This window comes from Rhodococcus jostii NBRC 16295 (assembly GCF_001894825.1).
GTDB lineage: Bacteria > Actinomycetota > Actinomycetes > Mycobacteriales > Mycobacteriaceae > Rhodococcus_F > Rhodococcus_F jostii.
Genome location: NZ_BCWY01000006.1, coordinates 17385 through 41864, shown reverse-complemented (window position 1 = coordinate 41864; position 24480 = coordinate 17385). Strand labels below are relative to the sequence as shown.

Annotated in this window: 24 protein-coding genes and 2 tRNA genes; 16 read left to right on the top strand and 10 right to left on the bottom strand. The window is 67.0% G+C overall.

The genetic code is table 11. The features are described 5' to 3' along the window. Positions 1-23 precede the first annotated feature (23 nt). From ilvC to RJ1_RS06565, 3 genes are all read left to right on the top strand, one after another. Entirely contained in the window at positions 24-1025 is a 1002-nt protein-coding gene (ilvC, locus tag RJ1_RS06575) for a ketol-acid reductoisomerase (RefSeq protein ID WP_061700158.1), read from the top strand. A 224-nt stretch (positions 1026-1249) separates the two neighbouring features. Continuing rightward, positions 1250-2845 carry a phosphoglycerate dehydrogenase gene (gene serA / locus RJ1_RS06570; protein WP_005240386.1) on the top strand — a complete coding sequence of 532 codons (1596 nt, stop codon included), beginning with the start codon at positions 1250-1252 and terminating at the stop codon, positions 2843-2845. 70 nt (positions 2846-2915) lie between these two features. Beyond that, positions 2916-3926 carry a 3-isopropylmalate dehydrogenase gene (locus RJ1_RS06565; protein ID WP_073359168.1) on the top strand — a complete coding sequence of 337 codons (1011 nt, stop codon included), beginning with the start codon at positions 2916-2918 and terminating at the stop codon, positions 3924-3926. Here the strand turns inward: RJ1_RS06565 and RJ1_RS06560 are convergent. Next, on the bottom strand, positions 3923-5167 hold the full coding sequence (locus RJ1_RS06560; protein WP_073359167.1) for an MFS transporter: 1245 nt from the start codon (positions 5165-5167) through the stop codon (positions 3923-3925). The genes RJ1_RS06565 and RJ1_RS06560 overlap by 4 nt on opposite strands. A 115-nt stretch (positions 5168-5282) precedes the next feature. On the opposite strand from RJ1_RS06560, the gene RJ1_RS06555 reads away from it, so the two are divergent. The 4 genes from RJ1_RS06555 (at position 5283) to RJ1_RS06540 (ending at position 7967) form a co-directional block, all read left to right on the top strand. Then, complete coding sequence (locus tag RJ1_RS06555) at positions 5283-6056, top strand: fumarylacetoacetate hydrolase family protein (protein WP_073359166.1); 774 nt, start codon at positions 5283-5285, stop codon at positions 6054-6056. A gap of 73 nt (positions 6057-6129) precedes the next feature. Continuing rightward, positions 6130-7605, top strand: coding sequence for a glutamate--tRNA ligase (gene gltX, locus RJ1_RS06550; RefSeq protein WP_073359165.1), 1476 nt, complete (start codon positions 6130-6132; stop codon positions 7603-7605). A gap of 141 nt (positions 7606-7746) precedes the next feature. Next, positions 7747-7818 (top strand) — tRNA-Gln (locus RJ1_RS06545). Positions 7819-7894: 76 nt separating this feature from the next. Continuing rightward, positions 7895-7967 (top strand) — tRNA-Glu (locus RJ1_RS06540). Positions 7968-8029: 62 nt separating this feature from the next. Here the strand turns inward: RJ1_RS06540 and RJ1_RS46675 are convergent. The 3 genes from RJ1_RS46675 to RJ1_RS06530 all read right to left on the bottom strand — a co-directional run bounded on the left by RJ1_RS46675 (position 8030) and on the right by RJ1_RS06530 (position 9540). After that, positions 8030-8197 (bottom strand): DUF5302 domain-containing protein, encoded by a 168-nt coding sequence (locus RJ1_RS46675; protein WP_162850380.1) that lies wholly within the window; start codon positions 8195-8197, stop codon positions 8030-8032. 84 nt (positions 8198-8281) lie between these two features. Then, entirely contained in the window at positions 8282-8800 is a 519-nt protein-coding gene (locus tag RJ1_RS06535; protein ID WP_073359164.1) for a pyridoxamine 5'-phosphate oxidase family protein, read from the bottom strand. Positions 8801-8838: 38 nt separating this feature from the next. Beyond that, positions 8839-9540: an IclR family transcriptional regulator gene (locus RJ1_RS06530; RefSeq protein ID WP_073359163.1), complete on the bottom strand. Its 702-nt coding sequence runs from the start codon at positions 9538-9540 to the stop codon at positions 8839-8841. Between the two features lie 137 nt (positions 9541-9677). Here RJ1_RS06530 and leuC point away from each other — a divergent pair, with 137 nt between their 5' ends. From leuC to RJ1_RS06515, 3 genes are all read left to right on the top strand, one after another. Further along, on the top strand, positions 9678-11099 hold the full coding sequence (gene leuC, locus RJ1_RS06525; protein WP_073359162.1) for a 3-isopropylmalate dehydratase large subunit: 1422 nt from the start codon (positions 9678-9680) through the stop codon (positions 11097-11099). A 27-nt stretch (positions 11100-11126) separates the two neighbouring features. Beyond that, complete coding sequence (gene leuD, locus RJ1_RS06520) at positions 11127-11735, top strand: 3-isopropylmalate dehydratase small subunit (protein WP_073359161.1); 609 nt, start codon at positions 11127-11129, stop codon at positions 11733-11735. A gap of 158 nt (positions 11736-11893) precedes the next feature. Further along, positions 11894-12583: an HU family DNA-binding protein gene (locus RJ1_RS06515; protein WP_073359160.1), complete on the top strand. Its 690-nt coding sequence runs from the start codon at positions 11894-11896 to the stop codon at positions 12581-12583. 74 nt (positions 12584-12657) lie between these two features. Here RJ1_RS06515 and RJ1_RS06510 read toward each other — a convergent pair whose 3' ends face one another. From RJ1_RS06510 to cofC, 3 genes are all read right to left on the bottom strand, one after another. After that, positions 12658-13593: an NUDIX hydrolase gene (locus RJ1_RS06510; protein WP_073359159.1), complete on the bottom strand. Its 936-nt coding sequence runs from the start codon at positions 13591-13593 to the stop codon at positions 12658-12660. 33 nt (positions 13594-13626) lie between these two features. Beyond that, entirely contained in the window at positions 13627-15840 is a 2214-nt protein-coding gene (locus RJ1_RS06505) for an RNA degradosome polyphosphate kinase (RefSeq protein ID WP_073359158.1), read from the bottom strand. A gap of 68 nt (positions 15841-15908) precedes the next feature. Further along, complete coding sequence (gene cofC, locus RJ1_RS06500) at positions 15909-16610, bottom strand: 2-phospho-L-lactate guanylyltransferase (RefSeq protein ID WP_417716682.1); 702 nt, start codon at positions 16608-16610, stop codon at positions 15909-15911. 172 nt (positions 16611-16782) lie between these two features. Here cofC and RJ1_RS06495 point away from each other — a divergent pair, with 172 nt between their 5' ends. The 3 genes from RJ1_RS06495 to RJ1_RS06485 all read left to right on the top strand — a co-directional run bounded on the left by RJ1_RS06495 (position 16783) and on the right by RJ1_RS06485 (position 20111). Then, positions 16783-17781, top strand: a complete 999-nt coding sequence (locus tag RJ1_RS06495; protein ID WP_073359156.1) for an NAD(P)H-dependent glycerol-3-phosphate dehydrogenase — start codon at positions 16783-16785, stop codon at positions 17779-17781. 4 nt (positions 17782-17785) lie between these two features. Further along, positions 17786-18910, top strand: coding sequence for a cystathionine gamma-lyase (locus tag RJ1_RS06490; protein ID WP_073359155.1), 1125 nt, complete (start codon positions 17786-17788; stop codon positions 18908-18910). A 94-nt stretch (positions 18911-19004) separates the two neighbouring features. Further along, positions 19005-20111, top strand: a complete 1107-nt coding sequence (locus RJ1_RS06485; RefSeq protein WP_073359154.1) for a D-alanine--D-alanine ligase family protein — start codon at positions 19005-19007, stop codon at positions 20109-20111. Between the two features lie 19 nt (positions 20112-20130). Here the strand turns inward: RJ1_RS06485 and RJ1_RS06480 are convergent, their stop codons facing one another. Together RJ1_RS06480 and RJ1_RS06475 are read right to left on the bottom strand one after the other, a co-directional pair. Continuing rightward, positions 20131-20727 carry a DUF3515 domain-containing protein gene (locus RJ1_RS06480; protein ID WP_073359153.1) on the bottom strand — a complete coding sequence of 199 codons (597 nt, stop codon included), beginning with the start codon at positions 20725-20727 and terminating at the stop codon, positions 20131-20133. A gap of 2 nt (positions 20728-20729) precedes the next feature. Next, positions 20730-20963: an Lrp/AsnC ligand binding domain-containing protein gene (locus RJ1_RS06475; RefSeq protein ID WP_073359152.1), complete on the bottom strand. Its 234-nt coding sequence runs from the start codon at positions 20961-20963 to the stop codon at positions 20730-20732. A gap of 191 nt (positions 20964-21154) precedes the next feature. Between RJ1_RS06475 and RJ1_RS06470 the strand changes: the two genes are divergently transcribed. From RJ1_RS06470 to RJ1_RS06460, 3 genes are read left to right on the top strand one after another with little or no spacing between them, the layout of a single operon-like run. Then, entirely contained in the window at positions 21155-22132 is a 978-nt protein-coding gene (locus RJ1_RS06470) for a thiamine-phosphate kinase (protein WP_073359151.1), read from the top strand. A gap of 9 nt (positions 22133-22141) precedes the next feature. Beyond that, complete coding sequence (locus tag RJ1_RS06465) at positions 22142-22663, top strand: gamma carbonic anhydrase family protein (RefSeq protein ID WP_073359150.1); 522 nt, start codon at positions 22142-22144, stop codon at positions 22661-22663. Next, the gene (locus RJ1_RS06460) at positions 22663-23337 is read left to right on the top strand and encodes a uracil-DNA glycosylase (protein WP_073359149.1); all 675 of its coding nucleotides are present in this window, start codon (positions 22663-22665) and stop codon (positions 23335-23337) included. Before RJ1_RS06465 ends, RJ1_RS06460 begins: the two co-directional genes overlap by 1 nt. Before the next feature lie 218 nt (positions 23338-23555). Here RJ1_RS06460 and RJ1_RS06455 read toward each other — a convergent pair whose 3' ends face one another. Then, positions 23556-24344 carry an enoyl-CoA hydratase/isomerase family protein gene (locus RJ1_RS06455; RefSeq protein ID WP_073359148.1) on the bottom strand — a complete coding sequence of 263 codons (789 nt, stop codon included), beginning with the start codon at positions 24342-24344 and terminating at the stop codon, positions 23556-23558. Between the last annotated feature and the right edge of the window lie 136 nt (positions 24345-24480).

Genomic DNA, 24480 nt, shown 5'->3' with positions numbered 1-24480 from the left:
GAGGTTGAACTGTGGCAGTCGAGATGTTCTACGACGACGATGCCGATCTGTCGATCATCCAGGGCCGTAAGGTCGCTGTGATCGGGTACGGAAGCCAGGGCCACGCGCACTCGCTGAGCCTGCGCGATTCGGGCGTCGATGTGCGCATCGGCCTCAAGGAGGGCTCGAAGTCCCGCGCCAAGGCCGAGGAGCAGGGCCTGACCGTCGGCACCCCCGCCGAGGTCTCCGAGTGGGCCGACGTGATCATGGTGCTGGCACCCGACACCGCGCAGGCGTCGATCTTCACCAATGACATCGAGCCGAACCTGAAGGACGGCGACGCGCTGTTCTTCGGACACGGCCTCAACATCCACTTCGACCTGATCAAGGCTCCGGAGTTCGTCACCGTCGGCATGGTCGCCCCCAAGGGCCCCGGCCACCTGGTGCGTCGTCAGTTCGTCGACGGCAAGGGTGTTCCCGCGCTCATCGCGATCGACCAGGACCCGAAGGGTGAGGGCCAGGCCCTCGCGCTGTCCTACGCCAAGGGCATCGGAGGCACCCGCGCCGGCGTCATCAAGACCACGTTCAAGGAAGAGACCGAGACGGACCTCTTCGGCGAGCAGGCCGTGCTGTGCGGTGGCACCGAGGAACTGGTCAAGACCGGTTTCGAGGTCATGGTCGAGGCCGGCTACGCCCCCGAGATGGCGTACTTCGAGGTGCTGCACGAGCTCAAGCTCATCGTCGACCTCATGTACGAGGGTGGCATCGCCCGCATGAACTACTCGGTGTCCGACACCGCGGAGTTCGGTGGCTACCTGTCCGGCCCGCGGGTCATCGACGCCGGCACCAAGGAGCGCATGAAGGCGATCCTGGCCGACATCCAGTCGGGTGAGTTCACCCGCCGTCTCGTCGCCAACGTCGAGAACGGCAACACCGAGCTCGAGGGCCTGCGCAAGGCCAACGCCGAGCACCCGATCGAGGTCACCGGCAAGAAGCTGCGCGACCTGATGAGCTGGGTCGATCGCCCGATCACCGAAACCGCCTAGGTTTCATTGCTTTACGGTTCCACCGCAGCACCGGCCCGATGTCGCATCGGTCTCGTCAGAGGCCCCCGATGTGACATTGGGCCGGTGTTGCTTCGTGTCCGATTCCGTTGTTGCAGGCGTCCAGTATGTGGTATCGCAGACCAGGATGCGGTTTCCCTGTGAGGGCGGACTAAGCTGTGTGTGGTTTCAACACCCCCACACCCACCTATTCAGGGAGTTTGCACGTGAGCCAGCCAGGCCGTCCTGTAGTTCTGATCGCCGACAAGCTCGCGCCGTCCACCGTCGAGGCATTGGGCGACGGTGTGGAGGTGCGTTGGGTCGACGGACCTGATCGCCCGGCCCTGCTCGCGGCCGTGCCCGAGGCCGACGCGATCCTCGTCCGTTCCGCCACCACCGTCGACGCCGAGGTCCTGGCGGCCGGAACCAAGCTCAAGATCGTCGCCCGCGCCGGCGTCGGCCTCGACAACGTCGACGTGCCCGCCGCCACCGAGCGCGGTGTCATGGTCGTCAACGCCCCGACGTCCAACATCCACACGGCCGCCGAGCACGCCGTCGCGCTGATGCTCGCCACGGCCCGCCAGATCCCCGCGGCCGACGCCACCCTGCGCGACCGCGAGTGGAAGCGCAGCAAGTTCAACGGTGTGGAGATCTTCGGCAAGACCGTCGGTGTCGTCGGCCTCGGCCGCATCGGCCAGCTGTTCGCGCAGCGTCTCGCCGCGTTCGAGACCCACGTCATCGCGTACGACCCCTACGTGTCGGCCGCCCGTGCCGCGCAGCTCGGCATCGAGCTCGTCACCCTCGACGAACTGCTGGAGCGCGCAGACCTCATTTCCGTGCACCTCCCCAAGACTCCAGAGACGAAGGGGCTGCTGGGCACGGAGAACCTGGCGAAGACCAAGAAGGGCGTCGTCATCGTCAATGCCGCCCGTGGCGGTCTGATCGACGAGGCCGCTCTGGCCGAGGCCATCAAGTCGGGTCACGTCCGCGCCGCGGGCCTCGACGTGTTCGAGACCGAACCCTGCACCGACAGCCCGCTGTTCGACCTGCCCGAGGTCGTCGTGACGCCGCACCTCGGTGCGTCCACGAGTGAAGCGCAGGACCGCGCCGGAACCGACGTCGCGAAGTCCGTACTGCTCGCTCTCGCAGGCGATTTCGTTCCCGACGCCGTCAACGTGTCCGGTGGCGCCGTGGGCGAGGAAGTTGCCCCGTGGCTCGAGATCGTCCGCAAGCAGGGTGTGCTCATCGGTGCGCTGTCGGGTGAACTGCCCGTCAACCTCTCGGTCGACGTGCGCGGCGAGCTCGCCTCCGAGGACGTCGAGGTGCTGGCCCTGTCGGCTCTGCGCGGCGTGTTCTCCGCCGTCATCGAGGACGCGGTCACGTTCGTCAACGCTCCCGCACTCGCCGAAGAGCGTGGCGTGACGGCCGAGGTCACCAAGGCGGCCGAGAGCCCCAACCACCGCAGTGTCGTCGACCTGCGTGCCGTGTTCGGTGACGGCAGTGTCATCAACGTGTCGGGCACCCTGACCGGCCCGCAGCAGGTCGAGAAGATCGTCAACATCAACGGCCGCAACTTCGAACTGCGCGCAGAGGGTCTCAACCTGGTGGTCAACTACACCGATCAGCCCGGCGCGCTGGGCAAGATCGGCACGCAGCTCGGCAACGCCGGCATCGACATCCAGGCCGCGCAGCTCAGCCAGGACGCCGAGGGCGAGGGTGCCACCATCCTCCTCCGCGTCGACCGCGAGGTGCCGAGCGAGGTGCGGGACGCGATCTCCACCGCCGTCGGCGCCACCAAGATCGAGCTCGTCAACCTGGCCTAATCCCCACTGTGCGCGTGTCACGACCCCGACGTCGTGACACGCGCACAGCTCTATGTGAAGTGAGGCGTTCATGAAGCTTGCGGTCATTCCGGGTGACGGCATCGGTGTCGAGGTCACCGCCGAGGCGCTGAAGGTGCTGCGGAAACTCGTCCCCGATCTCGAGACCACCGAGTACGACCTCGGTGCCCGTCGATACAACGCGACGGGGGAGCTGCTCCCGGACGCGGATCTCGCGGCGATCCGCGAGCACGACGCGATCCTGCTGGGCGCCATCGGCGACCCGTCGGTGACTCCGGGAGTGCTCGAACGGGGACTGCTGCTGAACATGCGGTTCGCGTTGGACCACCACGTGAATCTGCGTCCGTCGCAGCTGTATCCGGGCACGAAATCGCCGCTCGCGGCGCAGCCCGACATCGACTTCGTCGTCGTGCGCGAGGGCACCGAGGGCCCGTACACCGGTAACGGTGGTGCGATCCGAGTCGGCACGCCGCACGAGATCGCGACCGAGGTGTCGATCAACACGTGGTTCGGTGCCGAGCGGGTGGTGCGCTACGCGTTCGCGCTGGCACAGACCCGGCGGAAGCACGTCACCCTGATCCACAAGACGAACGTCCTCTCCAACGCCGGTGCGATCTGGACGCGCGCCGTGGAGACGGTGTCGGCCGAGTACCCGGACGTGGAGACGGCCTACTGCCACATCGACGCGGCCACCATCTACATGGTCACCGACCCGTCGCGCTTCGACGTGATCGTCACCGACAACCTGTTCGGCGACATCATCACCGACCTCGCCGGTGCGGTCACGGGCGGCATCGGACTGGCGGCGTCGGGAAACATCGACGCCTCGGGCACGAACCCGTCGATGTTCGAACCGGTGCACGGCAGCGCCCCGGACATCGCCGGCCAGGGGATCGCGGATCCCACGGCGGCGATCCTGTCCGCGGCGCTGCTCTTGCGGCATCTCGGCCGGGACGGCGATGCGGCGCGCATCGAGGCTGCCGTCGAAGCCGATCTGGCTTCCCGGGGGGAGTCGAAGGTCGTGACGTCGGAGGTCGGCGACCGGATCGCTGCGGCCCTCTAAGTCCGCGATTCGACCCTCTCGTCCTCGATCCCCGTGGACCGGTCTTCGGACCGGGCCACGGGGATCAGTGGTATCGAGGCCGCGGGAAACGCTGCGGCTATGGCGAAAGTCACCGGGAAGCCGACGATTCCGATCAGGGCGCCGAATGCCGGGGGGACGATCGAGGCCGCGACGAACTGCCCGGTGTTCTGGACCCCGAGTGCGCGTCCGCCCCAGAACGGTCCGGCGATCTCGGCGACGGCGGTGAAGGCGAGGCCGTTCGGTGCCACGGTCGCGACGGACGCCGCGAGCAACGCCACGATCGCCAGCGGCGAATCTACCGAGTCCGTCACGGCGAGCGCTGCCATCGACAGTCCGCCGGCGACGGCGACCCAGCGGAGGGGACGCATGCGACTGCCGACCACGTCGGACCAGAACCCGACTCCCATCCTGCCGAGCGCGCCGCAGATCTGGGCGAGCGTCACGATCAGCCCTGCTGCCGTTGCTTCCCAATGCCTTTCGGAGATCAACCACACCAGCGCGTAGGTCCACACCGTGTACTGGGGCACGACGAGCAGGACCGAGACGGCGTGGATACGCCACAGCGTGCGACCGTCGCGATAAGGGTTGGCGAGCATGCCGAGATCCGCAGCGGCGCTGCGACTGGGCCGGGGCGGATCGACGACCCAGACGGCGCAGGCCAGTGCGGCACTCGCACAGAGGGCGGCGGGGAGGGCGAGCGCCCAGCCGATGCCGTGATCGTGCGCGACGCCGGGAAGCGTCAATGCTGCGCACGCGATGCCGAGGGGCAGTGACATCTGCCGGATTCCCATCGCCAGTCCGCGGCGTTCGGGCGGGAACCATCCGACGACGACTCGTCCGCTCGCGGCGTTCGCGGAAGCCGCCGCCATGCCGCCGAGCAGCAGGAAGACCGCGGTGGCCGTGAGTGATCCGGACAGTGCCGCGCCCAGCCCCGCCGCTGCCGTCGTCGCCATTCCAGCCGCCAGCACCGTGCGTTCGCCGTAGCGGTCCGCGAGTGCGCCCCACGCGATCAGCGTCAGCATCACTCCGAGGGTGGGTGCGGCGACGAGGAGTCCGGTACGGGCGAGGCTGAGCCCGTGATTCGCCTGTAGTTCGGGGATCAGGAAGGCGACGCCGTTGACGAAGACCGCCTGTGCGGCCTGGGCGAACATCCCGAGTGCGAGCATCCACCATCTGCGGGCAGTTCCGACGGAGGACGGCGTGTCGATCGATGCAGTCATGTCATCTCAGTATCTAGGATTGACTTCTCATATATTGGCGAACGTTCGGAGTCTATACCTCCCGTCCTCCGGCGTCCCGGAACGTCGGTGACGCCGGGCCGATAGACTCGGCCCCATGCGTCTTGGTCGAGTGGCAAGTCCCGATGGTGTTGCGTTCGTCAGTATCGAGGGAGACGGGGAGTCCCGAATCGCGAAGGAGATCGCCGAGCACCCCTTCGGCACTCCCACTTTCACCGGCCGGAGTTGGCCGCTCGCCGATGTGCGACTGCTGGCCCCGATCCTCGCCAGCAAGGTCGTGGCCATCGGAAAGAACTACGCCGCGCACGCCGCCGAGATGGGGGGAGAGGCGCCGGCCGACCCTGTGATCTTCCTCAAGCCCAATACCTCGATCGTGGGCCCCGACGCCGCGATCGTCCTGCCGAAGTCCTCCAACGAGGTTCATTACGAAGGTGAACTGGCGGTCGTCATCGGACGCCCCTGCAAGGACGTGCCCGCAGCCAAGGCGCTCGACGTCGTGCTCGGATACACGGCAGCCAACGACGTGTCGGCCCGCGACCACCAGCGCCACGACGGGCAGTGGACGAGGGCGAAGGGCCACGACACGTTCTGCCCGCTCGGGCCGTGGATCGAGACCCGGCTCGACGCATCCGACGTCGACATCACCACCGAGGTGGACGGCGAAGTGAAGCAGCGCAGCAACACTTCGCTTCTGCTGCACGACATTCCGAAGATCATCGAGTGGGTGTCGGCCGTCATGACGCTGCTCCCGGGCGACGTCATCCTCACGGGGACGCCGGAGGGCGTCGGTCCGATCGTCGACGGCCAGAGTGTGAGCGTGACCATCGGTGGCATCGGCACCCTCACCAACCCGGTGACCGCCAAGCGTTGACGGCTCTCGTGTCGAGATCGGGAGCGGACTAGCCTGTAGGAGTCCGTTTTCCCAGCGTCGACCCAAGTGAGCCATGACCACAAGCGAAGTTCGCGTCCGTTTCTGTCCGTCTCCCACCGGAACCCCGCACGTCGGGCTCGTCCGAACCGCCCTGTTCAACTGGGCGTTCGCCCGACACAACGGCGGGTCGTTCGTGTTCCGCATCGAGGACACCGATGCTGCCCGTGACAGTGAGGAGTCGTATCAGGCGATCCTGGACGCGCTGCGCTGGCTCGGACTGAACTGGGACGAGGGCCCGGAGGTCGGGGGACCGTACGAGCCCTACCGTCAGTCCCAGCGGCGCGACCTGCACCTGGACGTCGTCGCGAAACTGCTCGCGGCCGGCGAGGCATACGAGTCGTTCTCGACGCCCGAGGAGGTCGAGGAGCGGCACAAGTCGGCCGGCCGCGATCCCAAGCTGGGTTACGACAACTTCGATCGGGACCTGACGCCGGAGCAGCGGCAGGCGTTCCTCGACGAGGGACGCAAGCCGGTCGTGCGGCTCCGCATGCCGGATCACGACCTGACGTGGGTCGACCTCGTGCGCGGCGAGACGACGTTCAAGGCGGGAACCGTGCCCGACTTCGCGCTCACCCGCGGAAACGGCATTCCGCTCTACACGTTGGTCAACCCCGTCGACGACGCGTTGATGAAGATCACACACGTCCTGCGCGGCGAGGACCTGCTGTCGTCGACGCCCCGTCAGCTCGCCCTCTACGAGGCGATGCAGCGGATCGGCGTGGCCGATTTCACGCCGCAGTTCGGGCACCTTCCGTTCGTCATGGGACAGGGCAACAAGAAGCTGTCGAAGCGCGACCCCGAGTCGAACCTCTTCATCCACCGCGACCGCGGTTTCGTTCCCGAGGGTTTGCTGAATTACCTGGCGCTGCTCGGCTGGGGCATTTCCGACGACCACGACGTGTTCTCGCTGGACGAGATGGTGGCGGCCTTCGATATCTCCAAGGTCAATTCCAATCCGGCGCGGTTCGACCAGAAAAAAGCCGACGCGATCAACGCCGAGCACATCCGGCTGCTCGAGCCCGCAGATTTCGCGGCGCGCCTCCGGGCCTTCCTCACGGTCCACGGTCATCTCGGTGAGACGGTGGACGAGTCCGTCTTCGCGACCGCTGCGGAACTGGTCCAGACGCGGATCGTGGTGCTGTCCGACGCCTGGGATCTGCTGAAGTTCCTGTTCGTCGACCAAGCCGACTTCTCGATCGATCCGGCCGCTGCGGCCAAGAACCTCGGGGCCGACGCCGCGCCGGTTCTCGACGCCGCCATCGCGTCGGTGGACGCGGTCGACGTGTGGGACGCGGCGTCACTGGAAGGGGCCCTCAAGACCGCTCTCGTGGACGAACTGGGCCTCAAGCCGCGTAAGGCATTCGCTCCGGTCCGGGTGGCCCTCACGGGCTCGCACATCAGCCCACCGCTCTACGAATCGATGGAACTGCTCGGGCGCGACCTCTCGCTGTCCCGGCTGCGCTCAGCGCGGGCCGGCATCGCTGGTTAGGCGCCGCCCTCGGGCCGAGGAGGGTGCAAAAACAGTCTCTGACCATACGATTTGGTAAATCCCGGCAGTAGGCTGGTAATCTCTTCTACGGCCCGAGGCGGACCGCAGAGCCCAGAAGCTCAGCGGTTCGAGAACGGCCATTGGGGTATGGTGTAATCGGCAACACAGCGGTTTCTGGTACCGCCATTCTAGGTTCGAGTCCTGGTACCCCAGCGGAAGTTCGGCCGATTTTGACTCCGAACTTCTGGAAGCTATGCTTGCCGAGCTTCCAAAGCAAGACAAAGTTCCTGGCCCCGTCGTCTAGCGGCCTAGGACGCCGCCCTCTCAAGGCGGTAGCGCGGGTTCGAATCCCGTCGGGGCTACAAAGAGAAACACCCTCCACAGAATTTGGAGGGTGTTTCTTTTTATCCGGATGATATGTCGTTTATCCGGTCTTACGGCGGAATTCGCGTTTGTGGTCGGCGGGCCCGTGGGCGTCGTGTGCCTTGGAATGCCCGTCCTTGTGATCGGTGGACAGCCCGGCCTGATGATTCTTCCGTTCGAGTGCTTCGCGGAATTTCTTTTTCGTGTCCTCGTTACTGGCGTCAGTCATGGTGAACTCCCTCGGTAGTCGGTTCACTCTGTGAAGCTACGCCGAGGACACCGAGAATGCTCCCGTTTTTTCTCTGGCGCGTAATCAGGCGCGGCGGTCGGCCGCCTCCAGGTATGCGGCCGTGGTCCCGCCCACCGGCATGGCGGGGAGGCCGAGCTTTGCGTGGTCCCAGCTCCTGATGCGCTCGGGAACGATCCGCACGACCACCCGCTTGTGCAGGAGTTGGTCGATGGCGGGGCGGAGTTCGTCGGTGTAAGTCCCGGTGTAGCGCTCCCACACGCTGACCCCGACCGCGAACATCGCGTCCGGGTCCTCCACGATCTCCGCCCGGCCCTCCACCGAAATCCCGCGCAGGGTGTCGTAGGTGTCGCCGTCCTCGATCAGGACGGTGACCCGGTCGTCGCGGCGCAGGTTGACCGCCTTCTGCGATTTGGTCTTGGTCTCGAACCAGATCTCGCCGTCGATCACGGCGTACCACATGGCGACCAGGTGGGGTCTGCCGTCCGCTGCCACCGTTGCGAGCGTGGCGATCCGGCTCCGATCCACGAATTCGGAGATCTCCGAATCCGTCAACGTGATCTGTGAGCGTTGGTTCTTCCCCATCGGCTTCTCCTGTCGCAGTGAACGTCGGTCGCGCGTGATCAGAGTCTTTTGTGCAACGCCTCCGCGGCGGCGAGCAGATCGGCGGCCCACCGGGCGCCGGGGCGCCTGCCCATTCTGTCGATGGGCCCGGATACCGAGATCGCTGCGATGACAGCACCGGAGGAGTCCCGCACGGGGGCGGCGACACTGGCGACGCCGGGTTCGCGCTCGGCGGCGCTCTGGGCCCAGCCGCGCCGGCGGACCTCGAGGAGGACGCGTTCGCCGAACGCCGCGTCGGGGAGAACCGTCCGCTGCGTTTGCGGGTCGGCCCAGGCGAGAAGGACCTTGGCGCCCGAACCGGCACTCATCGGCAGGCGCGCCCCGACGAGAACGGTGTCGCGAAGGCCGGTGGGTGGTTCCATCGCCGCCACGCAGATGCGTTGCGTGCCTTCCCGCCGGTACAGCTGCACGCTCTCACCGGTGATCTCGCGCAGTCGTGGCAGCACCAGGGCGGCCGCCGAGACGAGCGGATCGTTGGCCGTCGCAGCCAGTTCGGCGAGCCCGGGACCGGGGCACCACAATCCGTCGGAATCCCGGGTCAGAAGGCGGTGGACCTCGAGCCCGACGGCCAGCCGGTGGGCGGTGGCGCGGGGGAGTCCGGTACGCGAACACAGTTCGGTGAGGCTGCAGGGCTTCTCGGCCACGGCATGGAGCACGCCCACCGCTTTGTCAAGGACTCCGATGCCGCTATGCTGTCTCATAGGTCGATACCACATTCTCGCATATTGGGATCATAGCGCACCTTCGTCTCAGGCGAGTGCGTGTCCGAGGAGAGGGTAGCGACATCAGGCGCACAGCGGACCAGCCCGAAGCCCGCGGTGCGAGAGGACACACAGAGGTGGAGAAGATGGCCGAGAAAGCACGCACCCTGGCAGAGAAGGTGTGGGACGACCACGTCGTGGTCCGGGGTGAGGGAGACAACCCCGACCTCATCTACATCGATCTGCATCTCGTTCACGAAGTGACGAGTCCGCAGGCATTCGACGGACTTCGGCTCGCCGGGCGTCCGCTGCGCCGGCCCGACCTGACGATCGCCACCGAAGACCACAACGTCCCCACCGTCGACATCGACAAGCCGATCGCCGACCCCGTCTCCAAGACTCAGGTGGACACGCTGCGGCGTAACTGTGAGGAATTCGGTGTCCGGCTGCACCCGATGGGCGACATCGATCAGGGCATCGTCCACGTCGTCGGCCCGCAGCTGGGTCTCACCCAGCCCGGCATGACGGTGGTCTGTGGCGACAGCCACACGTCCACACACGGCGCCTTCGGCGCGCTCGCGATGGGTATCGGCACCAGTGAGGTCGAACACGTCATGGCGACGCAGACGTTGTCGTTGCGTCCCTTCCGGACGATGGCGATCACCGTCGACGGCGAATTGCCCGACGGCGTGACGAGCAAAGATCTCATTCTGGCCGTCATCGCCAAGATCGGAACGGGCGGAGGTCAGGGATATGTCCTGGAGTACCGCGGCGAAGCGATCCGCACGATGTCGATGGAAGCGCGGATGACCATCTGCAACATGTCCATCGAGGCGGGCGCGCGGGCCGGGATGATCGCCCCGGACGAGATCACCTACGAATTCATCAAGGGGCGCCCGCACGCCCCGAAGGGCGCCGACTGGGACGCCGCGGTGGCGGCGTGGGAGCAGTTGAAGACCGATGAGGGTGCGGTTTTCGACAACGAGGTCCACATCGACGCGAGCGCCCTCACGCCGTTCGTGACCTGGGGCACCAACCCGGGGCAGGGACTGCCGCTGGGCGAGACGGTGCCGAATCCGGCCGAGATCGTCGACGAGAGCGAACGCCACGCCGCCGAGAAGGCGTTGACTTACATGGGTCTCGAGGCCGGAACTCCGTTGCGTGAGGTGGCGATCGACACAGTTTTCGTGGGTTCGTGCACCAACGGCCGGATCGAGGATCTGCGGGCAGTGGCCGATGTGCTGCGCGGCCGCCACGTCGCCGACGGGGTCCGGATGCTCGTCGTGCCGGGCTCGATGCGTGTGCGCGCGCAGGCCGAAAAGGAGGGTCTGGGCGAGATCTTCATCGCTGCGGGCGCCGAATGGCGGCAGGCGGGATGCTCGATGTGCCTCGGCATGAACCCGGATCAGCTCGCGCCCGGCGAGCGTTCGGCCTCCACGTCCAACCGCAATTTCGAGGGACGTCAGGGCAAGGGCGGCCGCACTCACCTGGTTTCGCCGCTCGTCGCCGCCGCGACCGCGGTCCGGGGAACGCTGTCCGCGCCGGCAGATCTGGCCTAGGACTCAAGGAATTTAGGAGATTTTTCGATGGAATCCTTTAGCACACACAAAGGTATCGGCGTCCCGCTGCGGCGATCCAACGTGGACACGGACCAGATCATCCCGGCGGTCTATCTGAAACGAGTGACCCGCACCGGTTTCGAGGACGGTCTGTTCGCCGCATGGCGCAACGATCCGAACTTCGTTCTGAACGTCGCGCCGTACGACAAGGGGAGCGTTCTGGTGGCGGGCCCCGACTTCGGCACGGGCTCCTCCCGGGAGCACGCCGTGTGGGCGCTATCCGACTTCGGATTTCGGGTCGTGATCGCGTCTCGCTTCGCGGACATCTTCCGGGGCAACTCCGGCAAGGCCGGTCTGCTCGCCGCCCAGGTGGCCCAGCCCGACGTCGAACTGCTCTGGAAGTTGCTCGACGAGCAACCCGGTCTCGAATTGATCGTGGACCTCGAGAACAAGACCGTGACCGCCGGAACCACCGTGGTGCCCTTTGATATTGATGACTACACGAGGTGGCGTCTGATCGAGGGTCTGGACGACATCGGATTGACATTACGGCAGGTAGAAGCCATTTCCGAGTTCGAAAAGTCAAGGCCTTCTTGGAAACCTGCGACTCTTCCGGAGCCCACTTCGGCCGACTGAAAGTTGGAATCGGAGCCCTGTCTCCGAGATAATAAGTTCCTGAGAATGGTGCCGCGTTGTATGAGAATTGGCGTGGCACATAGACTCCTGCGGTATTCAGGTTTACCGTAGTTCGTAGTCGGTCCGATGATGGGCCATTAGTTCGCGGAGGAATTTCAATGAATAAGGCAGAGCTCATCGATGTTCTGACCGAGAAACTGGGGACGGACAGGCGCACGGCAACAGAAGCTGTCGAGCATGTCGTGGACACGATCGTCCGCGCGGTGCACCGCGGCGACAGCGTGACCATCACCGGTTTCGGTGTCTTCGAGCAGCGTCGTCGTGCGGCACGTGTCGCACGTAACCCGCGCACGGGTGAGACCGTGAAGGTCAAGCCGACGTCGGTGCCGGCGTTCCGTCCGGGCGCTCAGTTCAAGGCGGTTATCGCTGGCGGCCAGAAGCTTCCGGCCACCGGTCCGGCGGTCAAGCGCGGCGCAGCGGCGCCCGCCACCAAGGCCGCCGCGAAGAAGGCCGCAGCCAAGAAGACGGCGGCGAAGAAGACCGCAGCCAAGAAGGCGGCTCCCGCCAAGACTGCGGCAGCGAAGAAGACCGTGGCGAAGAAGGCTCCGGCCAAGACCACGGCAGCGAAGAAGACCGTGGCGAAGAAGGTGGCTCCGGCCAAGACCGTCGCCAAGAAGACTGCAGCCAAGAAGGCTCCGGCCAAGACCACGGCAGCGAAGAAGACCGTGGCGAAGAAGGTGGCTCCGGCCAAGACCGTCGCCAAGAAGACTGCAGCCAAGAAGGCTCCGGCCAAGACTGCAGCCAAGAAGACCGCGGCAAAGAAGGCTCCCGCGAAGCGTGCCAAGTAATACCAGCGCACGCAGGACTGCTTGAACACAGACAGGCGCCGACCCCTGGGGTCGGCGCCTGTCTGTGTAGGCGCTCAGTCCTTGCGCGACGGGGGTAGGGGACTGTCGATGTGGTCGGCGGCGATGAGTTTGCCGCCGGACAGCGACAGCACCCAGGTGCTCGCTTTTCTGTTCCGTGCCGGGGGAAGGGCGACGCCGTCGTTCTCCGCCCACCACTCGAGCAGATCGGGAATGACGCCGCCCTGACTGCAGATCACCTGAACTCCGCCGAGAGCAGCGATCTTGCGGACCCGGGTGCGGGTGGCCGCCGGGTCGGCGGTGTAGCTCTCCTCGGTCAGCAGCGGATCCAACCGGACGGTCGTGTCCAGGGCGCGGGCCAGCGGTTCGACCGTCTGCGTGCACCGCGTCCGATCGGCGGACGTGATGTCGGTGGCTCCGAAGGCGTCGAGTTGTGCGATGAGCGCGTCGGCCTGGAGCCGGCCGTTCGCATCCAAGGGGCGGGTGGTGTCGTCACCCTTGTAGCGTTTCCGGCTTCCGGCCTTCGCATGCCGCACCAGAAGAACTGTTGCCGTGTCGGGCGGCTGAGCCGTGAATCGGCGGAGCATCTTGCGATCCATGGGATACGACAGTGCGTCGGCTACCTCGGATACGGGAAGCCACCGCATTTCGTCCACTTCGCTGTTGGCAGCGAATTCACCGTCGCGGACCTCGGCCGCCCAGTACTCCACTCGTTTCAAACGGCGATGCCCCGGTATCGGATACGTCAAAGCGCCGAGGTGCCTCCCGAGGCGCCCGCGGATACCCGTCTCCTCTTCCACTTCCCGCAATGCGGCCACGACAGCGGTCTCGCCGGGGTCGAGTTTTCCCTTGGGAAATGACCAGTCCTCGTATTTGGGCCGGTGAATGAGCGCGATCTCGATCTCGTCGGGATTATCGGGAGACTTTCGCCACAGCACTGCTCCGGCGGCGAAGATATTGGCTTTGACCGGTTTGCCGGGTGAACTGCTCACCGAGTTCCTTCCTTCTGCCGCGGATTCGCGCGATCAGGATCCGGTGCCCATTCGCTTGCGCATCATGGCCTCCTGATGGTCGCGGACGTCCTCGCCGTGCGCCGGCGACGGAACCCACCGGCCGTCGGGTCCGAGAGCCCAGCACCGCGTGGAGGGGTCGAGCGCCGAATCGAGGATCTCGCCGATTTGAGCAGTGAGGCGAGGATCTTTCACCTGCGCCATGACCTCGACGCGGCGGTCGAGGTTGCGGTGCATCATGTCGGCGCTGCCGATCCAGTATTCGTCCGCGCCGCGGAAGTGGAACACGCGGGAATGCTCGAGGAACCGCCCGAGGACGGACCGGACGTGGATGTTCTCGCTCAGGTCGGGAACCCCGGGTTTGAGAGCGCAGATGCTGCGGACGACGATCTCGACGCGCACACCGGCCTTGGATGCGCGGTAGAGCGCGTCGATGACCTGTTCGTCGACCAACGCATTGGCCTTGAGTCGGATTCCGGCCTCGTCACCCCGCAACTGGTGCGCCACCTCGGCGTCGATCCGCTCGACGATTCCCCGGCGCACACCGTAGGGCGCGACGAGGAGGTTGCGGTACTGCGTCTTCCGCGAATAACCGGTGAGGGAATTGAACAGGTCCGTGAGGTCGGCGCCGATCTCGGGCGCCGCGGTGAGCAGTCCGATGTCTTCGTACAGCCGGGCGGTCTTCGGGTTGTAGTTGCCGGTTCCGATGTGGCAGTAACGCCGGATGGTGGAGCCTTCGCGACGAACGACGAGGCACGTCTTGCAGTGGGTCTTGAGCCCGACGAGTCCGTACACCACGTGTACGCCCGCGTGTTCGAGCTTGCGGGCCCACTTGATGTTGGCCTGCTCGTCGAATCGCGCCTTGATCTCGACCAGTGCCACAACCTGTTTGCCCGCCTCCGCTGCGGCGACCAGCGCGTCGACGATGGGGGAGTCACCCGAGGTGCGGTACAGGGTCTGCTTGATCGCCAGCACCTGGGGGTCGGCGGCGGCCTGTTCGATGAAGCGCTGGACGCTCGTGGAGAACGAGTCGTACGGGTGGTGGACCAGGACGTCGCCATCGCGCAGGGTGGAGAAGACGCTCTTGGGAGTCTCGCGCTCGCCGAACGCGGGGTGCGTTGCCGGAACGAACGGCGCGTCCTTGAGTGCCGGGCGGTCGACGGCGTACACCTGCCAGAGGCACGACAGATCCAGCAGGCCGGGAACCTGGATGACGTCGCCGGGATCGACGTCGAGTTCGCGCAGCAGCAGTTCGAGCATGTGCTCGGTCATGTCGTCCGCGACCTCGAGCCGCACCGGAGAACCGAAGCGGCGGCGCGCCAGCTCACGCTCGAGCGCCTGCAGGAGATCTTCGTCGCGATCCTCCTCGACCTCGAAATCGGCGTTGCGCGTGATCCGGAACGCGTGGTGCTCCACGATCTCCATGCCCGGGAAGAGCATGTCGAGGTGAGCGGAGATCAGATCTTCCAACGGCAGGAACGCGTCGATGGAGGACGGAGTCTCGTTGCGGCGGACTCGGACGAACCGTCCCACGTTGTCCGGAACCTTGACCCTCGCAAAGTGTTCGCCGCCCGTCACCGCATCCTTCACCGTCACCGCGAGGTTGAGGCTCAGGCCGCTGATATAGGGGAACGGGTGGGCGTGGTCGACGGCGAGGGGAGTGAGGACCGGGAAGATCTGGTCCTGGAAATGCACGGACAGGCGCTCACGGTCGTCGTCGGTGAGATCGGCCCACCCGATGATGGAGATCCCTTCGGCGGCAAGCGCCGGAAGGACGGAGTCGAGGAACACCCGCGCGGCCTTCTCCGAGATCTCTTGCGTCCGGGTCGCGATCAGCGAGAGCTGTTCGCGCGGGGAGAGGCCGTCGGCGGACCGCACGGACAGTCCGGTCTCGTCGCGACGCTTGAGCCCCGCGACCCGGACCATGAAGAACTCGTCCAGATTGGACGCGAAGATGGCGAGGAATTTCGCGCGCTCGAGCAACGGGAGCGACGTGTCCTCGGCGAGGGCGAGAACCCGGGCGTTGAAATCGAGCCAGCTGAGTTCGCGGTTCAGGTAACGATCTTCGGGGAGCCCGTCGATCAGGGCGCTGGTGAGTGCACTGGTCGCAGCAGGGGGAGCCATCGGAACGCTCGTGGGGTTCGGTGTGATGGTGCCCTCGCGGGTTCCGTTCCTGCCGTCCCTACGGTCGACGTCGGTCTGCTGGTCGAGTGCTTCACGATTACTCACCCCACGATCATCCCTCGAGAATTCGGCCACGGACAATCGATGGCGCAAATTCACTCGGCGCCCGGAGCCTATTCGTTTCCGCAGCGCGAGGGAGTGGTGTGGGCGAGAGCGTCGAGTGCCGCTCGCGTCGCAGGTCCGACGCCGAGAGCCTGCGCGGCGTCGAGGTCGTCGGCGGTGTCGACGTCGGTCCGCAGTCCCGGCCAGTGCCCGTCGAGGCGGCGCGCCCCCGACTCGAGATGCCGCTTCGCCGAACCCGGCCCGAACCGGGGATCGAGCGGAACTGCCGGATCACAGGAGAACAGCGCCGCGGTTCCGGTGCCGTGGTGGTCGACGACCACCGACCTGCCACCGGTTCTCGCCGCCGCGAGTGCTTCGCGGAATTCACCTCCGCGCAGGGACGGAAGATCTGCCTGCAGGGCGACGACATCCACTCCGCGCTCGTTGCGGCGGACGTGCTCGGCCGCCGCCGACAGTGCCGCGTTGAGACTGTGCTCGGTCCCGGCCTCGTCCTCCCGGTTCTCCGCGGCGACGGGGGCGGGATCGGCGTAGACGTGCGCGCCGACGCTGCGCGCGAGCCGGGCCACCGCGGGGTCCGGCGTGACGACGGTGACACCCACGACGGTTGCGACGTCGCGGACCACCGACAGGGTGTCGCGGAGCATCGACAGCACCAGACCGGTGCGGTCGGCCGTGTCGAAGACACCCGACAGTCGCGTCTTGGCTGCGTGAAGTTCCTTCACGGCGACGAGTACGTGGGCGCGCGGCGCCACGGATCGGGTCGCTGTGCTCATGCCGATATCTTGCCAGTCCGCGCGCAGTGGTGCTCCGAGCGCCCGCTCCCCGGTCGAGCGGCAAGTGAGGTTTGGTAGCGGGGCAGCGCCCGACCTCGGCATCGGCAATACTGTGGGCGATGTATCGGGAAACGAACGACGAGGGGGCTGTGTGAGCAAGGCTGCGGTACTGGGAGCGGGTTCATGGGGGACGGCTTTTGCGAAGGTTCTGGCCGACGCCGGGACCGACGTCACCATGTGGGCGCGACGCGGTGAGGTCGCCGAGTCGATCGTCACGCGGCACGAGAACGCGGACTACCTGCCGGGCATCGCCCTGCCTCCGTCGTTGACCGCCACCGACGACGCCCGGGCGGCCCTCGACGGCGCCGACATCGTCGTCCTCGCGGTGCCGTCGCAGTCTCTGCGCGACAACCTGCAGGTCTGGAGTCCGATGATTCCCGAGGACGCGACCATGCTCAGTCTCGCCAAGGGAATCGAGACGGGCACCCTCATGCGGATGAGCCAGGTGATCATTCAGGTCACCGGCGCCGACCCGGGGCGCGTCGCCGTGCTGTCCGGGCCCAACCTGGCCCGGGAGATCGCGATCGGTCAGCCGGCGGCCACGGTCGTCGCGTGCACGGATTCGACGCGGGCGCTCGCACTGCAGAAGGCGTCGGCCACCGGATACTTCCGCCCGTACACGAACTCGGACGTCATCGGTTGCGAGATCGGCGGCGCCTGCAAGAACGTGATCGCGCTCGCGTGCGGGATGGCGTCGGGAATCGGTCTGGGAGAGAACACGATCGCCAGCATCATCACTCGCGGTCTCGCCGAGATCATCCGGCTGGGAGTCGCGCTCGGTGCGAAGCCCGCCACCCTCGCGGGCCTCGCCGGAGTGGGCGATCTGGTTGCCACCTGCACGTCACCGCTGTCGCGGAATCGGTCGTTCGGAGAGCGTCTCGGTCAGGGCGGTTCGATCGAGAGCGCCCAGGCTGCCACCCACGGCCAGGTCGCGGAGGGCGTCAAATCGTGCTCCTCGGTGCGGGCTCTCGCGGCCAGTTACGACGTCGAGATGCCGCTCACCGATGCCGTGCACCGGGTGTGCCATGAGGGTCTCGCGGTGCAGGACGCGATCGGCCAGTTGCTCGGCCGCCGTACGAAGCCGGAGTGAACTCGTGAGTGGTGATTCCACCCGCTGCGTCAAAGCGGTTGCAGCAGAACATATTCCCGGATCGCCGATGCAGCGGGGGCCGGTTTTCGCGGCTCCGTATCAACTGAGCGCAGATGAGGGAACCGAATCCGACACCTATGCCCGGGCTTCCAATCCGGGCTGGCGCGACCTCGAGTCGGCGCTGGCGACGCTCGAGGGCGCCGCGGGCGCGCTCGTCGTCGGCTCCGGGATGTCGGCGGTCACCGTCGTGCTGAGGAGCCTGCTCACCGCAGGCGACACCGTGGTCGTTCCGTCCGACGGCTACTACCAGGTGCGCGCGTACGCCCGCGAGCGGCTGGAGCCGATGGGCATCACCGTGCACGAATTGAAGACGGCCGACATGGCCGGCGAGACCGCCGCCGCGCTGCTCGCCTCCGCCGAGGGGACGACGGTCGTGGTGGCGGAGACCCCGTCCAACCCGTCTCTCGACGTGGTGGACCTGCGCGCGGTGTCGGAGCAGTGCGCGATCGCCGGCGCCGTTCTCGTGGTGGACAACACGACCGCCACCCCGCTCGGCCAGCAACCGCTCGCGCTGGGCGCTGACGTGGTAGTTGCCAGCGGCACAAAGGCTTTGAGTGGTCACAGCGACCTCCTCATGGGTTACATCGCCGCATCGGATGCGGATTTCCTGGCCGGGATGGAGCGCGAGCGGGCGCTGTCCGGAACGGTGCTGGGGCCGTTCGAGACGTGGCTCGCCCACCGGAGCCTCGGAACGGCGGGTCTGCGTTTCGAGCGTCAGTGCGCCAACGCCCTGGCTGTCGCAGGCCTGCTCGAGTCGCACCCGGCCGCCCACCGCGTGCGGTACCCGGGTCTTCCCGGTGATCCCGCGTACGCCGTCGCCTCCGGTCAGATGCGTCGATTCGGTGGGCTCGTGAGCTTCGAGCTGGATACCGCCGCGCAGTTCCATCAGCTCGTGGCAGCCAGTGAGCTCCTCGTGCCGGCGACGAGCTTCGGCGGCATCCACACCAGCGCCGACCGCCGGGCGCGGTGGGGCGACCCCGTACCCGACGGGTTCGTGCGGATCTCGTGTGGAATCGAGGACACCGACGACGTCGTGGCCGATCTCGAGCGGGCGCTGTCCGCACTGTGAGGCTGCGGGGACCGGTGTGTCGTGAGGTCGGCGAAGGAAATGCGAGGAGAGGTGGGTTCGGTGAGCGGGTCACGGCGACGGTACGGTTTGTGTCGTGAGTAAACCGCGTACCCGGGTAGCCGTCATCTTCGGTGGCCGCAGCAACGAACATTCCGTGTCCTGTGTGTCGGCCGGCAGCGTCCTGAGGAACCTCGACCCGGAACGGTACGAGGTGGTGCCGATCGGCATCACCACCGAGGGCTCGTGGGTCCTCGGCTCGACCGACCCCGAGACACTGTCCATTCGCGGCCGGGCCCTGCCCAGCGTCGACTCCGACGGGTCCGCACTCGCACTCACCGCCGACCCCACCCGTTCCGGTGACCTCGTCGCCCTCGACGACGGCGAGGCAGGAAAGATCCTGGCCTCGGTCGACGTCGTCTTCCCTGTCCTCCACGGCGCCTACGGCGAGGACGGCACCATCCAGGGCCTGCTCGAACTCGCCGGTGTCCCGTACGTCGGTCCCGGCGTGCTGGCGAGCGCCGCGGGCATGGACAAGGAGTTCACGAAGAAGCTGCTCGCCGCGGAAGGCCTGCCCATCGGGTTCCAGGTGGTCCTGCGTCCCGGAACCGTCACACTGACCGACGAGCAGAAGTCCCGCCTGCACCTCCCGGTATTCGTGAAGCCGGCCCGCGGCGGATCGTCCATCGGTATCACCCGGGTGGCCGACTGGGCCGCGCTCGACGACGCCATCGCCCACGCCCGGCTGCACGACCCGAAGGTGATCGTCGAATCGGGTATCACCGGCCGCGAGGTCGAGTGCGGAGTCCTCGAATTCCCGGACGGTGAGGTCCGGGCCAGCGTCATCGCAGAGATCCGGATGCCGGAAGCGTCCGCCGACGACGAGACGTTCTACGACTTCGACAGCAAATACCTCGACGACGTGTGCGAATTCGATGTGCCCGCGAAACTCGACGAATCGGTCAGCGAGGAGATCCGTGCACTCGCGGTGCGCGCATTCGCGGCGCTCGACTGCCAAGGCCTCGCCCGCGTCGACTTCTTCGTGACCGAGGAAGGTCCCGTGATCAACGAGATCAACACGATGCCGGGATTCACGTCGATCTCGATGTACCCGCGCATGTGGGGTGCGGTCGGTGTCGACTACGGCACCCTCGTCTCGACCCTCGTCGACACGGCCCTCGCGCGCGGCATCGGCCTGCGCTAGAGGAGCGGCGGTCCGGCGATCACGGATTCGCGACGGGCGCCGGATCGAGGGGCTTCTGCGGCAACGCCTGCGACACCGCACCGGAAATGTCCTGGAGCGGCGTCGGGCCCACCCCGGTCGGGACCGTCAGTCCGACGTACACGCCACGGTCGACGGCGAACCAGCTGCTCGCATCGATGCCGGCGCTCTCACCCGAGATCTCGAACCACTGGACTCCGTCGATCACCTGGAGCGGCGAGGCCTGATCGAACTCCGCGGGACGATCCAGTCCGCACCGCAACACGAGTGGTTCACCCTCGGCGGGCTGCCACGCGGCGGTCGCCTCCGGGGCCGGTTCGGTGAGTTCTGCTCTCGTGTAGTCGCCCAGGGCATCGGGGAGACCGGCCATCAGGGTGGCGCACTCCGCCGAACCGGACGCCGGCGCGGGCACCGGGCCCAGAGACACGGGTTCCTTCACCGGATTGCGTCCGGCGAACACGGCGGCGACGACGATGCCGATGACCAGGGCCACCGGGAGCGCCACCGCCGTGGCGATGAGTGCCGGATTCCGGCGCTCCGGCGGAGCCGCGTCGGAGTCGCCGGCGGGAGTGTTCTGTTCGGGTTCGAGGTCGGACATGCTCAGTTCTTGTTCGCAGACTTCTGGGGGACGTCGCAGGTGAGGGTGCGGGTGATGCCGGCGACCTGACGGATCTCCTGCACGACGGGGGCCACCTCGTCCGCGGACACCCGCACGATCACGTCGTACGGTCCGACCACGTCCTCGGCGGTCCGGACTCCGGTGATCTTCGCGATCTCGGTTGCGATTGCCGCAGCCTTGCCGACTTCCGTCTGGATCAGGATGAACGCTTGCACTCTCGCTCCGGCCCTTCCCTGCTCCGCGCCGCATGGATCTCGGTAGAGTCGCGGGTGCTTCGGCGCGCTGATCGGTCACGTGCCGAGAAGTCCCGGCAACAGCTAGAAGGTACCGCAGTCGCACATTCCGTCGACGGACCCACAGCCGATGCGCGGGCCACCCGACACTACGGCGCGCACGGAGGCACACCATCACATCGACGGATTCCCCGGACCCGAACCCGCTCCTCACCGTCGCCGACGTCGGCGAGTTCGCCGTGATCGGCCGAGCGGTCGAGGGCCGGGTGCAGCCGCAGTCCACACTGATCGGACCGGGAGACGACGCCGCCCTCATCCGGGCTGCGGACGGCCGGGTGGCGGTGTCGGCCGACATGCTGGTGCAGGACAGGCACTTTCGGCTCGACTGGTCGTCGCCGCACGAGGTGGGGCGGAAGGCGGTCGCACAGAACGCGGCCGACGTCGCGGCGATGGGTGCGCGGCCGACAGCCTTCCTGGTGTCTCTGGGTCTGCCCCCGGACACTCCGATCGACGTGGCCGACGGGATCTCGGCGGGCATCGGTGAGGGCGCCGAGGAACTCGGGGCCGGCGTCGTCGGCGGCGATCTGGTGCAGGCCGGGCAGGTCGTGATTTCCGTCACCGTCCTGGGCGATCTGGGTGGCCGCAGTCCGATCCGGCGGTCGGGGGCGAAGCCCCGCGACGTCGTCGCAGTGGCCGGCGACCTCGGCCGATCGGCAGCCGGGCTCGCACTGCTGCTCGAAGGATCCTCGGATTTCCCGGCCCTTCTCGCCGCCCACCGGGTCCCCGCTCCGCCGTACGACGCCGCCTGGGCCGCCGCCGACGGAGGCGCCCACTCGATGACCGACATCTCCGACGGACTGCTCGCCGATCTCGGCCACATCTGCGAGGCGTCCCGGGTCGGAATGTCACTGACCCGTGCAGACATGACCGTGTCACCCGAAGTGGTGGCGGCGGCGGACGCTCTCGGCGCAGACTACTGGGAATGGGTCCTCAGCGGGGGAGAAGATCACGGCTTCGCCGCGACGTTTCCCGCCGACGTCCCCCTGCCCGCCGGGTGGACGAGGATCGGCGCGGTCCACGACGGGTCCGGCATCTCGGTCGACGGCGAGACCCGGCCGGGGGCCGGAGGCTGGCAGAGTTTCTCGGTATAGGTTGCACGCATGGCTATCTACGCGCTCGGGGACCGTGAACCCGACATCCATCCGGACGCCTACGTCCATCCCGACGCCGTCGTGATCGGCAACGTCACCCTGGCAGCAGGAACCTCGGTGTGGCCGCAGGCCGTGCTGCGCGCCGACTACGGCACCATCACCGTCGGCGCCGACACGAACATCCAGGACGGCACCGTGATCCATTGCACGATGATCGATCCCACCGTCATCGGTGCCGGGTGCGTCGTGGGACACGCCGCACACATCGAGGGCTCCACGATCGGCGACCACTGCCTCATCGCATCCGGCTCGATCGTGCTCAACGGATCGGTCATCGGTGCGGGCTCGGTCGTCGGAGCGGGCGCCGTCGTCCCGTTCAAGTTCGAGGTGCCCCCGCGCAGCATGGCGCTCGGCGTCCCCGCGAAGATACGGCAGGGCTACGAGGTTCCCGAAGGCCACCTCGAGATGAACGTGAAGATGTACGCCGCGAACGCGGCCTACTACCGCGACTCCCTCCGCAGGCTCGACTGATGGCGGCGCCGCTGTCGGACCTCGTCGAGGCCGGGTGGGCCGACGCGCTCGAACCGGTGTCCGGACGGATCACGGAGATGGGCGCATTCCTCCGTGCGGAAATCGCCGACGGACGTGAATATCTGCCGGCCGGAGAGAACGTGCTGCGGGCATTCACCCACCCGTTCGCCGAAGTCAAGGTCCTCATCGTCGGTCAGGACCCTTACCCGACACCCGGTCACGCCGTCGGACTCAGCTTCTCGGTCGCTCCGGACGTGCGCCCCGTGCCGCGCAGCCTCGGCAACATCTTCACCGAGTACAGCAAGGACCTCGGATACCAGACGCCGTCCACCGGCGACCTCACACCGTGGTCGCGGCAGGGTGTGCTCCTGCTGAACAGGGTCCTCACCGTGCAACCGGGACTTCCCGCCTCGCACCGGAAGAAGGGCTGGGAGGCGGTGACCGAACAGGCAATTCGTGCTCTCGTGGCGCGCCCCGCACCCCTCGTCGCGATTCTGTGGGGCCGGGACGCGTCCACGCTGAAACCGATGCTGGGCGACGTGCCGACGATCGAGTCGGCCCACCCCTCACCGTTGTCCGCGTCGCGCGGATTCTTCGGTTCGCGGCCGTTCAGTCGCGCGAACGAACTCCTCGACGGTCTGGGCGCCGAGCCCGTGAACTGGCAGCTGCCCTAACCGGCTGCCCCACCTCAGGCCTGCGTTTCCGTCACCGATGCGAAATCGGCACGCCTCTTCACTTCACCGACGCGAAATCGGCACGCCTCTTCACTTCACCGATGCGAAATCGGCACGCCTCTTCACTTCACCGATGCGAAATCGGCACGCCTCTTCACTTCACCGATGCGAAATCGGCACGCCTCTTCACTTCACCGATGCGAAATCGGCACGCCTCTTCACTTCACCGATGCGAAATCGGCACGCCTCTTCTCCACGAACGCGTCGACGCCCTCGAGTCCCACCGGACTGTCGGCGGCAGTGGCGATCGACGCGGCCTCGGCGTCGAGCTGCTCGGACAGCGTGCGCGACCGCGACTCACGGACGAGCTTCTTGATCCCCGAGTAGGAGGACGTCGGGCCGGCAGCGAGGGTGCGGGCGAGCCGGAGTGCCTCGTCCTGGACGACGTCGTCGCCGACGAGGCGGCTGAGGATGCCCAGGCGGACGGCCTCGTCACCGCTGAGAACGGTATCGCTGATCAGGATCTCGCGGGCGCGGGCGTCACCGACGATGCGCGGGAGGGTCCAGGACATTCCGCCGTCCGGGGTGAAGCCGATGGACGGGTACGCCGGTCGCATCTTGGTGCCCGGACCGCCGATCGCGACGTCCGTCAGGCACACGAGGCTCATTCCGGCCCCCGCCGCCCATCCGTGAACGCCGGCGATCACCGGAACGGTCACGGCGTCGAGCGCACGGACGAAGATGTGGAACACGCGCGCCACCTCGGCGACGTATTCGCTCCGCACCGGCGCGGACGCGAAAGCGTGCACGTTGCCGCCCGCGCAGAAGTTCGGGCCCTCACCGACGAGAAGCACGCTGCCGATCTCGTCACCGACCGCCTCGAGTGCGCGGGCACCCTGCTCCATGCCCTCGCCGTCGAGCGAGGTGCCGTTCTCCGCCGTCGCGATCGTGATGCGCAGGACGCCGTCTTCGAGCTGTACTTTGCTGAGTCCATCGAGAGAAGTCACCGTTGCACCTTACGTGGGCCCCGGTCGGTGTCCGTCGTGCCCCGATGCGCTGCGCCGATGCCGAATCGGGCAGGTGCGGCGACACAAAAAAACTGCGCCCCCGACACCGAAGTGTCGGGGGCGCAGTGACATCGCA